At 65.4% G+C, this 12,456-nt stretch carries 10 protein-coding genes; 4 read left to right on the top strand and 6 right to left on the bottom strand.

Features of this window, described 5'->3' with window-relative positions:
* Positions 1 to 69: 69 nt before the first annotated feature.
* The gene (locus tag NE547_RS12055) at positions 70 to 642 is read right to left on the bottom strand and encodes a uracil-DNA glycosylase (protein WP_256176046.1); all 573 of its coding nucleotides are present in this window, start codon (positions 640 to 642) and stop codon (positions 70 to 72) included.
* Positions 643 to 1,080: 438 nt separating this feature from the next.
* Here NE547_RS12055 and aspS point away from each other — a divergent pair, with 438 nt between their 5' ends.
* From aspS to gatB, 4 genes are read left to right on the top strand one after another with little or no spacing between them, the layout of a single operon-like run.
* Positions 1,081 to 2,400 (top strand): aspartate--tRNA(Asn) ligase, encoded by a 1,320-nt coding sequence (aspS, locus tag NE547_RS12050; RefSeq protein ID WP_256176045.1) that lies wholly within the window; start codon positions 1,081 to 1,083, stop codon positions 2,398 to 2,400.
* Positions 2,401 to 2,415: 15 nt separating this feature from the next.
* Positions 2,416 to 2,703 carry an Asp-tRNA(Asn)/Glu-tRNA(Gln) amidotransferase subunit GatC gene (gene gatC, locus NE547_RS12045; protein ID WP_256176044.1) on the top strand — a complete coding sequence of 96 codons (288 nt, stop codon included), beginning with the start codon at positions 2,416 to 2,418 and terminating at the stop codon, positions 2,701 to 2,703.
* A 15-nt stretch (positions 2,704 to 2,718) separates the two neighbouring features.
* Positions 2,719 to 4,215, top strand: coding sequence for an Asp-tRNA(Asn)/Glu-tRNA(Gln) amidotransferase subunit GatA (gene gatA, locus NE547_RS12040; protein ID WP_256176043.1), 1,497 nt, complete (start codon positions 2,719 to 2,721; stop codon positions 4,213 to 4,215).
* Complete coding sequence (gene gatB, locus NE547_RS12035) at positions 4,212 to 5,645, top strand: Asp-tRNA(Asn)/Glu-tRNA(Gln) amidotransferase subunit GatB (RefSeq protein ID WP_186907957.1); 1,434 nt, start codon at positions 4,212 to 4,214, stop codon at positions 5,643 to 5,645. Before gatA ends, gatB begins: the two co-directional genes overlap by 4 nt.
* A 49-nt stretch (positions 5,646 to 5,694) precedes the next feature.
* On the opposite strand, the gene NE547_RS12030 is transcribed toward gatB, so the two are convergent.
* The 5 genes from NE547_RS12030 to NE547_RS12010 all read right to left on the bottom strand — a co-directional run bounded on the left by NE547_RS12030 (position 5,695) and on the right by NE547_RS12010 (position 12,419).
* Positions 5,695 to 7,926, bottom strand: a complete 2,232-nt coding sequence (locus NE547_RS12030) for a PstS family phosphate ABC transporter substrate-binding protein (RefSeq protein ID WP_256176042.1) — start codon at positions 7,924 to 7,926, stop codon at positions 5,695 to 5,697.
* 212 nt (positions 7,927 to 8,138) lie between these two features.
* Positions 8,139 to 8,696 (bottom strand): prolyl-tRNA synthetase associated domain-containing protein, encoded by a 558-nt coding sequence (locus NE547_RS12025; protein ID WP_256176041.1) that lies wholly within the window; start codon positions 8,694 to 8,696, stop codon positions 8,139 to 8,141.
* A gap of 13 nt (positions 8,697 to 8,709) precedes the next feature.
* Positions 8,710 to 9,993 carry an O-acetylhomoserine aminocarboxypropyltransferase/cysteine synthase family protein gene (locus NE547_RS12020; RefSeq protein WP_256176040.1) on the bottom strand — a complete coding sequence of 428 codons (1,284 nt, stop codon included), beginning with the start codon at positions 9,991 to 9,993 and terminating at the stop codon, positions 8,710 to 8,712.
* A 57-nt stretch (positions 9,994 to 10,050) separates the two neighbouring features.
* On the bottom strand, positions 10,051 to 10,971 hold the full coding sequence (locus NE547_RS12015) for a GerMN domain-containing protein (protein WP_256176039.1): 921 nt from the start codon (positions 10,969 to 10,971) through the stop codon (positions 10,051 to 10,053).
* Entirely contained in the window at positions 10,968 to 12,419 is a 1,452-nt protein-coding gene (locus tag NE547_RS12010; RefSeq protein ID WP_186907962.1) for a cell wall metabolism sensor histidine kinase WalK, read from the bottom strand. The genes NE547_RS12015 and NE547_RS12010 overlap by 4 nt, the downstream gene beginning before the upstream one ends.
* Positions 12,420 to 12,456: the final 37 nt, after the last annotated feature.

Raw genomic sequence — 12,456 nt, 5'->3', positions numbered from 1 at the left:
CCCCCCCCCCCCCCCCCCCCCCCCCCCCCCCCCCCCCCCCCCCCCCCCCCCCCCCACCTCCATCTACATCTACACCGGATAGGTATGGGTACAGATCTCCCGGATCTTGGCCTGGAGGGCCTTCAAGTCCTCAAAGCTTTCCGGGCGCTTGCGGGGGTCCCGCAGCAGGGCGGAGGGGTGGTAGAGCGCGGTCATCTGCACCCCCGCCTTTTCAAACCACTGCCCATGCTCCCGCGTGATCTTGAAATCCTCCCGGATCAGTTTGATGGCCGCGATACGCCCCAGGCAGACAATGATCTTGGGCTTGATCAGGGCCACCTGGTTGCGCAGGTAGCTGATGCAGGCCTCCTGCTCCAGATTCAAAGGATCCCGGTTCTCCGGCGGCCGGCACTTGACCATATTGCCGATGAAGACCCGCTCCCGGTTCAGATCGATCATGGCCAGCATGTCGTCCAGCAGCTTGCCCGCCCGGCCCACGAAGGGCCGGCCTGTCCGGTCCTCCTGCTCGCCGGGTCCTTCCCCGATGAGCATAACTTCCGCGTCCCGGGCCCCTTCGCCAAACACCACATGATGCCGCGTTTCCGCCAGCGGACATTTGCGGCAGCTCATACACGCCTCATACAGCGCGTCCCAATCCATCATATCCTTCGCCTCCGTGCTGATTCCCGCGGCCGGTTGCGCCGCTTTTTGACATTGTACCATAAGCTCCCGCGGGATGCAAAGTTTTGATTCTGTCAATATTCACAATTGATTTTTTTGCAGTGGGCGCATATACTACTTTCATCAAAGGCAATGACGAAGACCGTCCCCCGTGAGCGCCGCCAGAGAATCCGGGTCACCGACTGAGAGCCCGGTCCGGCAGGATGGGGAGGCGCAACGCTTCCAAGCCGGCACAGCGAGTCCTGTTGCAAGGAGGTAGCTGCGCACGTGGCCCGCGTTAAGGGAGTCTGAGTGGCCGTGTCAAGGGCGATGCGGCAAACCTACGGGTGGTACCGCGGAGTTTTTCCGTCCCGAAGCTGCAATGCAGCTTCGGGACGTTTTATTTTCATTTTTGATTCAAACAGGAAAGGTGTGAACAGCATGGAATTCATGGCAGGAACCAGACGCAGTGAAACCATGATCGCAGAACGGATAGGGGGCGGCCGGAATAACCAGGCCGTCACCCTCAACGGTATGGTCCACTCCCTGCGGAGCATGGGCGCGCTGACCTTCCTCACCCTGCGCACCCGCCAGGGCGTGGTGCAGTGCGTCTGTCCCCGGGAGGCGGGCCTGGACGGCGTCACCGACGAGTGCGCCGTGCGGGTCTCCGGCACCGTCCGGGAAGAGCCCCGGGCGCCCGGCGGGTTCGAGCTGGCCGGCGCGCAGGTGGAAGTGCTCTCCCGCCCGGCGGCCCCCCTGCCGGTGCCCATCTCCAAGCGCAGGCTGGCGCTGAACCTGGACACCGAGCTGGGCCTGCGCCCGGTGGTGCTGCGCTCTTTGCGGGCGCGCTCCGTCTTCCGGATCCAGGACGCCGTCGGCCGCGCCTTCCGGGAATACATGCACCGGGAGGGCTTTACCGAGATCCACACCCCAAAGATCGTCCACGCCGGGGCGGAGGGCGGTTCCAACATCTTCCGGCTGGACTATTTCGGCAAAAAGGCCTTCCTGGCCCAGTCCCCCCAGTTCTACAAGCAGACCATGGTGGGCGCGTTCGAGCGGGTGTTCGAGGTGGCCCCCGTCTTCCGGGCGGAGAAGCACGCCACCCCCCGGCACCTGAACGAGTACACCTCCCTGGACTTCGAAATGGGCTTTATCGACGGCTTTACCGACGTAATGGAGATGGAGACCGGGTTTTTGCAGCATATGGTCCGCCTGCTCGCGGCGGAGTACGCCGAGGATCTGGCCCGGCTGGGGGCGGAGCTGCCCCTGGTGGAGCGCATTCCCGCCGTCCGCTTCGACGAGGCCAAGCGTCTGGCCGCCGAGGCCTACGGCTACCGGATCCGCGACCCCTACGATCTGGAGCCGGAGGAGGAGCTCCACATCAGCCAATACGCCAAGGAGCAGTGGGGCTCCGACTTCGTGTTCGTCACGCACTATCCCAGCAAAAAGCGTCCCTTCTACGCCATGGACGATCCCGCCGACCCCCGGTACACCCTCTCCTTCGACCTTCTGTTCCGTGGGATGGAGGTCACCACCGGCGGCCAGCGCATCCACGACTACGACCAGCAGGTCCGAAAAATGCTGGACCGGGGCATGCATCCCGAGGAGTTTGCCAGCTACCTGATGATCCACAGGCACGGCATGCCCCCCCACGGCGGGTTGGGCATCGGCCTGGAGCGGCTGACCATGAAGCTGTGCGGCCTGGACAACGTGAGAAGGGCCTGTCTGTTCCCCCGGGATCTGAACCGGCTGGAACCGTAAAGGAGGAGGTACGATATGAAAATTACCGAGGAAATGGTGGATTATGTCTCCGTCCTCTCCCGGCTCAAGCTTCCGGCGGAGGAAAAGGCCCGGATGACCGGAGAGCTGGAGCGCATCCTGGACTACATGGACGTGCTGAACGCCCTGGATACCGCGGAGGTGGAGCCCATGAGCCATGTGTTCCCGCTGAAAAACGTCCTGCGGCCGGACACCGTGGAGCCGTCCTTTGCCCGACCCACTCTGCTCCAGAACGCCCCTATCCCCGATGAAGAGGCGTTTCTGGTGCCCAAGACCGTGGAATAAGGGGGGGCAGGCAATATGGATTACCGTACGCTGACCGCCCTGGAGCTGGGCGCACTGCTGCGGGAGGGGAGCCTCTCCGCCGCCGGGGCGGCAAAGGCCGGTCTGGACCGTCTGGCGCAGGCGCAAGGCCGCTCCAACGCCTTTATCACCGTCACCAAGGAGGACGCCATGCTCCGCGCCGACCAGGTGCAGCGCCTGCTGGACGCCCGCCGCGCCCCATCGCCGCTGGCGGGGGTGCCCATGGCCTTTAAGGACAACATCTGCACCCGCGGGGTGAAGACCTCCTGCGCCTCCAAGATTCTGGGCGGCTTTACGCCCCCCTACGACGCCACTGTGGCAGAGCGTCTGGACGCGGCGGGCTGCATTTCCCTGGGCAAGCTGAACATGGACGAGTTCGCCATGGGTTCCACCACTGAGACCTCCTTCTACGGTCCGGTCCAAAACCCCTGGGACCCCTCCCGGGTACCCGGCGGTTCTTCCGGCGGGGCGGCCGCCGCCGTGGCCGAGGGCAGCGTGTGGTACGCCATCGGCTCGGATACCGGCGGAAGCATCCGCCAGCCCGCCGCCTACTGCGGCGTCACCGGCATGAAGCCCACCTACGGCACCGTCTCCCGCTACGGCCTGATCGCCTATGCCTCCTCTCTGGACCAGATGGGTCCCATCGCCCGCTCCGCCGCCGACTGCGCGGCGGTACTGGACGTCATCCAGGGCCGCGACCCGCGGGACGGTACCAGTCTGGACGCCCCGGCGGGCGGCCTGCTCTCCGGTCTCACCGGAGACGTGCGGGGCAAGCGGATCGGCCTGCCCGCCGACTGCTTCGGGGACGGCCTGGACGGGGAGGTCCGCGCCGCCGTGCTCGCCGCGGCCGACGTTCTGAAACAGCGCGGCGCCGTCGTGGAGGAGTTCTCCCTTCCCGTCATGCAGTACGTGGTGCCCACCTACTATATCATTGCCGCCGCCGAGGCCAGCTCCAACCTGTCCCGGTTCGACGGGGTGAAATACGGCTGGCGCGCCCAGGGCTACGAGGACCTGACCGATCTGTACAGCAAGACCCGCACCGAGGGCTTCGGCGCGGAGGTCAAGCGGCGGATCCTGCTGGGCACCTTCGTGCTCTCCACCGGCTACTACGACGCCTACTACAAAAAGGCCCTTCAGGTCAAAGCGCTGATCAAGCGCGCCTTCGACGAGGCCTTCCGGCGCTACGACCTGCTGCTCACCCCGGTCGCCCCCACGACCGCGCCCAAGCTGGGCGAGAGCCTGAACGACCCGCTGCAGATGTACCTGAGCGACATCTATACCGTCTCGGTGAACCTGGCGGGCCTGCCGGGTATTTCGGTACCCTGCGGCTTCGCATCCGACGGCATGCCCATCGGCGCTCAGCTCATCGGTCCCGCCCTGGGGGACGCCGCGGTGCTGGACGCCGCCCATGCCTTCCAGCTGGAGACCGATCACCACAAGCGCACGCCGCCCCTGCCCGGCCAGGCGGCGCAGAAGGGAGGCGATGCGCAGTGACCTGGGAAACCGTGATCGGCCTGGAGACCCATGTGGAACTGGCCACCGCCACGAAGATCTTCTGCGGCTGCACCACTGAATTCGGCGGCGATCCCAACACCCACTGCTGCCCGGTGTGCACCGGCATGCCCGGCACGCTGCCCGTGCTGAACGAGGCGGTGCTGGAATTCGCCGTCAAGGCCGGACTGGCCCTGAACTGCGCCGTCACCCGCTGCTGCAGGTTCGACCGGAAAAACTACTTCTACCCCGACCTGCCAAAGGCCTATCAAATCTCCCAGCTCTACCTGCCCATCTGCCATGACGGCGCTGTCGACATCCGCACCGCCGCCGGCGCCAAGACCATCCGCATCCACGAGCTGCATATGGAGGAGGATGCGGGCAAGCTGGTCCACGATCCCTGGATCGACCAGACCCGCGCCGACTACAACCGCTGCGGGGTCCCTTTGATCGAGATCGTCACCGAACCGGACTTCCGCAGCGCCGACGAAGTCGTGGCCTATCTGGAAAAGCTGCGCTCCACGCTCCAGTATCTGGGCGTATCCGACTGCAAAATGCAGGAGGGCTCCCTGCGCTGCGACGTGAACCTGTCGGTGCGGCCCGCAGGCGCGCCCGCGCTCGGCACCCGCACCGAGATGAAAAACCTCAACTCCTTCAAGGCCATCGCCCGCTCCATCCAGTACGAGGCCCGGCGGCAGATCGAGCGTTTGGAGGACGGCAAGCGCGTGGTCCAGGAGACCCGCCGCTGGGATGAGAACAAGGACGCCACCTTTGCCATGCGTTCGAAGGAGAACGCCCAGGATTACCGCTACTTCCCCGAGCCGGACATCCCCCCTCTGGAGCTCAGCGAGGCCTACCTTGACCGCCTGAAGGCCCAGCAGCCCGAGATGGCGGAAGCCAGGATGGCCCGTTATCAGGCCGACTACGGTCTGCCTGCCTACGATACCCAGATGATCACCGCCCAGAAGGCCCTGGCCGACTTCTTTGAGCGCGCCGTGGCTCTGGGCGCCCCCGCCAAGCAGGTCTCCAACTGGATCATGGGCGAGGTCATGGGACAGCTCTCCGCCCGGGGGCTGGAGGCCCGGGACATGGTCTTCTCCCCCGCCGCTCTGGCCCGGCTCATCGCCCTGGTGCAGGAGGGCAAGCTCAACCGCAACACGGCCGTGAAGGTCTTCGAGGCGGTGTTTGAGCACGACGAAGACGTGGACGCATACGTGCAGAAACACGGCCTGGAGCAGGTATCCGACGCGGGTCTGGTGGGATGCGTGGCGGAGGAAGTCTTTGCCGCCAACCCAAAGAGCATCGAGGACTACAAGGCCGGCAAGGAAAAGGCCTTCGGCTTCCTGGTGGGACAGGTCATGCGGCAGTTAAAGGGGCAGGCTGATCCGGCGGTAGTCCGCCGTGTGCTTCGGATGAAGCTGGAACAGAACTAGAGACGAAGCGAGGCGCAGGCATTTTGCCTGCGCCTCGCTTTTGTTGCGTTTACGGTTTCCAGGAGCCTAAACTCTGGCCATCGCGGGCCAGCAGCTCCAGTCCCTCCAGCTCGACTTGCCCCTCCAGCAGGAAGTGAAAGGTCCGGCCGGGATAGACTGTCTGGGTCAGGACCTGCCCGCCGTCATAGCTCAGGCGGACCGTGAGGTCGCCCCGGAGCTCCCGCCCCACGGACCCAAAGACCACCGTGCAGCCGGGAGGGCCCAACACGGCGGCGGCGACTCCCTCTCCCGCCGGAGCAGGGCACTGGTTGGCGACCAGCTCGTGCCAGCGGCCGTCCGCCACGCTGCGAACCAGGCCGCTGGCGCGGAGGACGGCGCTCCCCCTGTCCCAAGCGAGGACCACATAGCTGGAACCGGCGGGGAATATTTCATCCGGGCTCCAATCAGGGAAGTCCCGCTCGAAGTCCGCCTTGGGGCCGCCGGAGAGGGGGCCGAATCCCGCGTTAGCTACGCGGCTCTGGCCCGCCTCGCCGAGCATAAAGGCCGCCAGCCGCCGGGCGGGGGAGTCCTCCGGCTCGTCGGAGCGGAGCACCACATAGTTGTAGCCCGCCAGGGGGTAGCTGCCGTCGGCGATCGTGGAGTCGCTGGGCATCACCCCGTCCACAGACAGCAGCTTGAGCTCCCCTCCCCCCGCATCGTCCAGAAGCCAGGAGCTGTTCACGTAATAATAAAAGACGCTGTAGCCGATGGCGTAGGCGGCAGGATCGGTACGCAGGGCCTGGGCCACGTCTGTGAGGGCGGAGGACATGGCGTAAGAGGTGAGGACGTTATGCACGTTCGGGCTGAGGGAGAGCTTGCCTCCCTCCAGGAAATACTGTTCCATCAGGGCGTGGGAGCCGCTGTCCGCGTTGCGGCGGTAGGGCAGCAGCTGGGCGTTCGGCCCGCCTACCTGATTCCAGTTCGTATATTTCCCATAGACATATAAATCCTGTATTTGCCGCTGGGTCAGCCCAAGGACAGGGTTCTCCGCATTGGTAAAGAACACCATGGCATCGTAAGCAATGGGAATGCACTCCAACTGTACCCCTGCCTCCGCCGCTTGGGCCTTGAGCGCTTCCGAGGGGAGGGTGGCCGCGAAGAGAACGTCCGCCGCGCCGTCAATCAACCGTTGGTAAGACTCATGGCTTTTGGAATGGCTCTCCGGGTACTGTGGGTGGTTTTCGAAGTTGGAGAAAAAAGCTCCATACACCGCCTTGGTGTATGGGTAGGTGGAGGTGGAGCCGTCGATGACGGGCATGGCCCGGTCAAATCCCCATTCGATGGCCTCCGGAAGCGGATACCAGGGCAGACGCCGCAGGGCGCTGTAGAGGAATTCGATGATCTCACCCCGGGTAGCGCCCCTGCCCGGCTCGGCCAGGCGCTCCTGGAGCGGGAACCCCTCGCTGTCCCGCCCGCCGGTGTCCCGGAAGGTAACGATGCCCAGATCCCCCCTGTCAAATGCCAGGTAGGCCTCCCGTGCCCAGTCCGGAAGGTCCTCCCCATCGGCCAGCACCAGCTTCTCGTCTCCCTGCGGCGCCTCCAGCCAGCCAACGGCACGCATGGCCCGGTAAAGCATGACGGTAAATTCCCCGCGGGTCACCGGGCGCTCCGGGTGGAACAACGCGTCCGGCGCAGCCAGCCCGCAGGCCCGGGCGGCGGCAGCCACCGGAACGTACCACGCGCCGGGCGCTACGTCATCGTAGCCGGTGCTTTTCCCGTTGGCGTCGTACCACTCCGCCCAGATTTCCCCCTCCTCCGGGATCCCCAGCAGGCGGACGATCAGCGCAAACGCTTCCGCCCGGGTAATCACCGCGCCGGCGTTCAGGTTCCCCGAACCGTCGCCCCGGAGGACGCCGCGGAGATTCAGCTCATCGGTGCCAAGCGGAGCGTCGTAGTATTCCACACCTTCCCATACCGTGATATGGTCGGCAAACCGTACAGGCTCGCCCAGACCGGCTTCCAGCGTCCGGCCCGCCTGGGCGGCCGGGACGGTGGCAAAGAGATATCCCCGGTAATAATTGCTGCACAGGGCTACCGGCTCCCCGGTGTCGGCATAGCGCACACACAGCTTCCGGGTCTGCGCCCAGGACAGCTGTTCCCCCTCCGGGCAGGGCACGCGGATGGTTACATAATCCCCATCCCCCTCGCTCCGCGTCCAAAGGGCCTGCTCCGGCTCTGCCGCCCGGGCCGCCGCTGCGCATACCAGGACCAGGCACAATACCGCCGCCAACAGCCGTTTCATTCCGCATCGCTCCTTTCCGTCTTGTCCTGCTCTCAGCATAGCCGTCCCGCCCTTCCGGTGCAAGTTACAATGCGGTAACAAGAACCGAGCGCGATCTGCTCCCGCCGGCCGCGTCACGCTTCCTTACAAACTTTTCACAGGATCGGTCCGATTTGCAGAGTGACAGCAGGCTGACGGCCCCGGAAGCATTGCTTCCGGGGCCGTTTTCTTGTTCAGCAATCCTCCGGCCAGGGCAGGTCCACAAAGGTGGGCGCATGTCCCACGGCGGGGAGGAAACGATCCAGCAGGTCCTGCCGCTGCACCTTCAGGGTAGAAGTGGAGAAACAGGGGTGGCCGCTGATGTATGCGTCGTGCAGCAGCTCCCGGTCGATCAGCAAACGGACTCTCTGCTCCGGGTCATAGATCAGCCCGAACACGCTGGCAGAGCCGGGGACGGCCCCTAAAAGGGACTGCATCTGCTCCCCGGTGGCGAAAGAGAGGCGGGAACAGCCCAGCTGCTTGGTCAAATCGCGGGTCTTAAACGGCTTGCGCCCCGGCATCATCAGCAAATAGAAATCAGTCTGCTGGCGGTTGGTAAGCAGCAGGTTCTTGCAGATCGACACGTCCAGCACCGCTTCCACCGCCTCGCAGGCTTCCATGGTATCGGCATGGTCGTGGTCACAGCGCAGATAGGAGATGCCCAGGGCATCCAATCTGGCGTATACCGCCATCTCCCGGCTGTCCCGTGCCTCGGCGGGCGCGCCGGAATAGACCGTAGGGTCCACGTACATCCCTTCCGCCTCCCTATACCCCCGCCAGGGCCTGTTCCACGTCGTCCAAAATATCCCGCACATCTTCGATGCCGACGCTCAGGCGCACCAGGTCGGGGGATACCCCGGCCGCCGCCAGCTCCGCGTCGGTCATCTGCCGGTGGGTGGTGGACGCCGGATGGAGCACGCAGGTCTTCGCATCGGCCACATGGGTGGCGATGGAGGCCAGCTTCAGAGCGGCCATGAAACGAGAGGCCGCGGAACGTCCGCCCTCCACCCCGAAGGAAACCACGCCGCAGGTCCCGTGGGGCATATATTTCTGGGCCAGCGCATAATAGCGATCCCCCGGCAGGCCGGGATAGCTGACCCAGGCCACCTTGGGATGGTGCTTCAAACACTCGGCCACAGCCAGAGCGTTTTCACAGTGCTTTGCCATGCGCAGGGGCAGCGTCTCCAGCCCGATGTTCAGGTAGTAGCAGTTCTGGGGCGACGGGATCGCGCCCAGATCCCGCATGAGCTGGACGGTGGCCTTTGTGATGTAAGCCCCGGCCAGGCCGAAGCGCTGGGTATACGTGATCCCGTGGTAGCTTTCGTCCGGGGTGCACAGGCCGGGGAACCGGTCGGGGTATTTCGTCCAGTCGAAGGTCCCGCTGTCCACGATGGCGCCGCCCACGGCATTGGCGTGTCCGTCCATGTACTTGGTGGTAGAGTGGGTGACGATGTCCGCGCCCCATGCAAAGGGACGGCAGTTCACTGGTGTGGCAAAGGTGTTGTCCACAATGAGGGGCACCCCGTGGGCGTGGGCGGCTTTGGCAAACTTTTCGATGTCCAGCACCGTCAGGGCAGGATTGGCGATAGTCTCCCCGAAGACGGCGCGGGTCTCCGGCCGGAAGGCGGCGTTCAGCTCCTCCTCGGTGCAGTCCGGGTCCACAAAGGTGAAATCGATCCCCATGCGCTTCATGGTGACGGCGAACAGATTATAGGTCCCGCCGTAAATCGAAGCGGAACAGACCACGTGCTCTCCACAGGAGACGATGTTGAATACGGCATAAAAGGAGGCCGCCTGACCGGACGCGGTGAGCATGGCCGCCGTGCCGCCCTCCAGCGCGCAGATCTTGGCGGCCACATGGTCGTTGGTCGGGTTCTGAAGGCGGGTGTAGAAATACCCGTTCGCCTCCAGGTCGAACAGGGCGCCCATCTGCTCTCCGGTGGCGTACCGGAAGGTGGTGGACTGGATGATGGGGATGTTGCGGGGCTCCCCATTGCCGGGGGTATATCCGGCGTGGATGCAGGCTGTGCGGATGCGCGGATCGCTCATGGTCAGGTCTTCCTTTCGTGTTTGCTTTCCCTATCCTACACGTCCGGCCCGGGCTTGTCAATCCCGTTCCAGACTGGTATCCGGTACGATGGGCTGCTCCAGCGGCACGCCGCCCAGCGCGTCCAGCGCTTCCCCCTCCGCCAGCAGGCGCACCGCGTCGATCTGCTCCAGTCCTCCCAGCGTGTTGACCAGCGCGTAGACCATCCGGCGGACCGCCTCCGGGTCGGCGGGCGCGTTCGCTGCAAAGCCTGCGGACAGGTTCACGGTGCATACTCCGTCGGTCACCGTCAGCTCATGCACCTGCGCCCCTTCGGGCAGGCAGGCCTCCAGCGCCTCCGACGACGGCCCCTCCAGCCACGCGGAAAGCACCGCCTGGGGCAGGGTGGCATCCTCCGTCTTGCGCACCTGACGGGACTCCGTCCCCAGTCCGCTCCCGTCCGCCTTGGGGTACCAAAGCTCCGCCTGGATATAGACCGGCTCCTCCTCCGCCCCGGACAGGAGCACGTCCTCCCCGCGGAGCAGCTGGCTCTGGCGGTAGGGGATCTCATGGCCTTCCACGGTTACATATACCGCCTCCACCCCCTCCAGCTGGCAGAACGTCAGGGCGATGCAGCAGTCGGCCAGGGTCAGGTTCACGCCCGACAGGCCGTTATACTGCTCCGACAGATCCAGATGCAGGCATCCCTCTTCCAGCGTCCAGTCCAGCAGGCGCACCCCCGCCGGAAACGGCGAGGACAAGCCGGCCTGCTCCGGCTGGGACAGCAGGGCCTGCAGCAGCGCGGGCACCGGCGGCGCATCCTCCGGCAGCGTATAGGCGGCGCTGTCCACTGCTGCCGGTGCGTGCTCATCCCCCATGGCGGAGTAATACACCTGGTACGTCCCTTCGGGTGCGGGGGATTCGCCGGAAGAAGCCGGAGCGCACCCCGGCAGCGCCAGCAGCAGCGCGCCTGCCAGCGCCAAAAGCCTTCTTTGGTTCACGGCTGCTCCCCTCCCTTCTCCCGGCAGCGGGGGAAGGTCACCGCAAAGCAGGTGCCTGCCGGCTCCCTCCGGCGCACGGTAACCGTCCCCCGGTGCTGGCGGGCGGTATCCCGAACGATGGACAGACCCAGCCCGGTCCCGCCCGCGGCCCGGGAGCGGGCCTTGTCCACCCGGTAAAAGCGATCGAAGATCTTGGGCAGGTCCTCCTCCGGGATGCCCACGCCGGTATCCTCCACGCACAGGACGACGGCGTCCCCCTGCCCCTGCAGGGTCACGCGGACCATTCCGCCCGGCAGGTTATACTTGACGGCGTTCTCCATCAGGTTGAAGGCGATCTGGTACAGATCGTCCTGCGTCGCCCACACCCATGCCCCCTCCTCCAGGTCGCAGACCAGGGAGACCTCCACCGCCCGGGCCAGGGGAGCGAGCATGTGCTCCACCTTTTCCACCACCCGTTTTACGTCCACCGCCGTCCGCTCCACCGGCGGCGCGGTATCCAGACGGGTGAGGGTAAGCAGCTTTTCCGTGATGCGGGTGAGGCGCTCGGCCTCCTCCCCGATGTCCCCCAAAAACTCCCGTGCGGTCGCGTCATCCATGTGCTCGGCCTGAAGGATGGAGTCGGTGAGCAGGCGGATGGAGGCCAGGGGCGTCTTCAGCTCGTGGGAGGCGTCGGAGACGAAGCGGCGGCGGACCTCCTCGGTGGTCTGGAGACGGCCGGTGAGCTCGTTGAACTCCTCGGCCAGCTGGGTCATCTCATCCCCGCCCTTCAAGTCTACCCGATGGCTGTACTCGCCCTGGCGCACGATGCGGATGGCCCGCAGCAGAGCGGCGATCCGCCGGGTGAGGGCCTTGGAGAAAAACACGCTCATGATCAGGGTCACCACGCAGATGACCGCCGACATGGAGCGCAGATTGCTCTGGATCCCCAGCAGCAGCGCCCCCTGCTCGGTATCGTATTCGTAGAAATAGACCGCCCCCAGCGTCATGGAGCGGTAAGTGACGGGGACCGCCGCCCGGCTGCGGAAGGCGCCCTCCCGGTACTCCGAGCGGAACACGTCGTTGCCCTGCAGCGCCGCGGCCACCTCCCAGAACAGGGCATACCGGCCCAGGGTGTCCTCCTGATAGGCCCCCTCATACCAGTCGCAGAGCACCTCGCCCGCCGGGTCGGTAACCACGACCCGGGTCGTGCCCGGTACCCCAAGGCGGTCGATGGTACCTTTGACGGTCTCCCGGGTCAGCTCCTCCGGTCCCATCGACAGCGCCGAGGCCAGCACCGCGGCCTGGTTCTGCAGGGAAGCCTGCTTGGACTGGTACACCAGGTCCTGCGAGACCAGGACCGGATAGGTGTTGAGCAGGATGAGCACCGCCGCGATGATCACCACATAGGTCAGGGCGAACTTGGTCTGCAGCGAGCGCCAGAAGGGCACCCTTTTCGATTGTTCGGCCATGGACGCTCACCTCCCGCCGGGCTGCAGCCCGGCGTGT

Source organism: Flavonifractor sp. DFI.6.63, assembly GCF_024462255.1.
Classification (GTDB): domain Bacteria; phylum Bacillota; class Clostridia; order Oscillospirales; family Oscillospiraceae; genus Lawsonibacter_A; species Lawsonibacter_A hominis.
The sequence above is the reverse complement of the archived record's forward strand: the minus strand, read 5'-3'. Positions and strand labels throughout refer to the sequence as shown.

What these genes read in the sequence shown, in the direction of transcription:
- gatA (WP_256176043.1), top strand. Translation starts at nt 2,719, where the DNA reads ATGGATTACCGTACGCTGACCGCCCTGGAGCTGGGCGCACTGCTGCGG.
- NE547_RS12010 (WP_186907962.1), bottom strand. Translation starts at nt 12,419, where the DNA reads ATGGCCGAACAATCGAAAAGGGTGCCCTTCTGGCGCTCGCTGCAGACC.
- aspS (WP_256176045.1), top strand. Translation starts at nt 1,081, where the DNA reads ATGGAATTCATGGCAGGAACCAGACGCAGTGAAACCATGATCGCAGAA.
- NE547_RS12020 (WP_256176040.1), bottom strand. Translation starts at nt 9,993, where the DNA reads ATGAGCGATCCGCGCATCCGCACAGCCTGCATCCACGCCGGATATACC.
- gatC (WP_256176044.1), top strand. Translation starts at nt 2,416, where the DNA reads ATGAAAATTACCGAGGAAATGGTGGATTATGTCTCCGTCCTCTCCCGG.
- NE547_RS12055 (WP_256176046.1), bottom strand. Translation starts at nt 642, where the DNA reads ATGATGGATTGGGACGCGCTGTATGAGGCGTGTATGAGCTGCCGCAAA.
- NE547_RS12025 (WP_256176041.1), bottom strand. Translation starts at nt 8,696, where the DNA reads ATGTACGTGGACCCTACGGTCTATTCCGGCGCGCCCGCCGAGGCACGG.
- NE547_RS12030 (WP_256176042.1), bottom strand. Translation starts at nt 7,926, where the DNA reads ATGAAACGGCTGTTGGCGGCGGTATTGTGCCTGGTCCTGGTATGCGCA.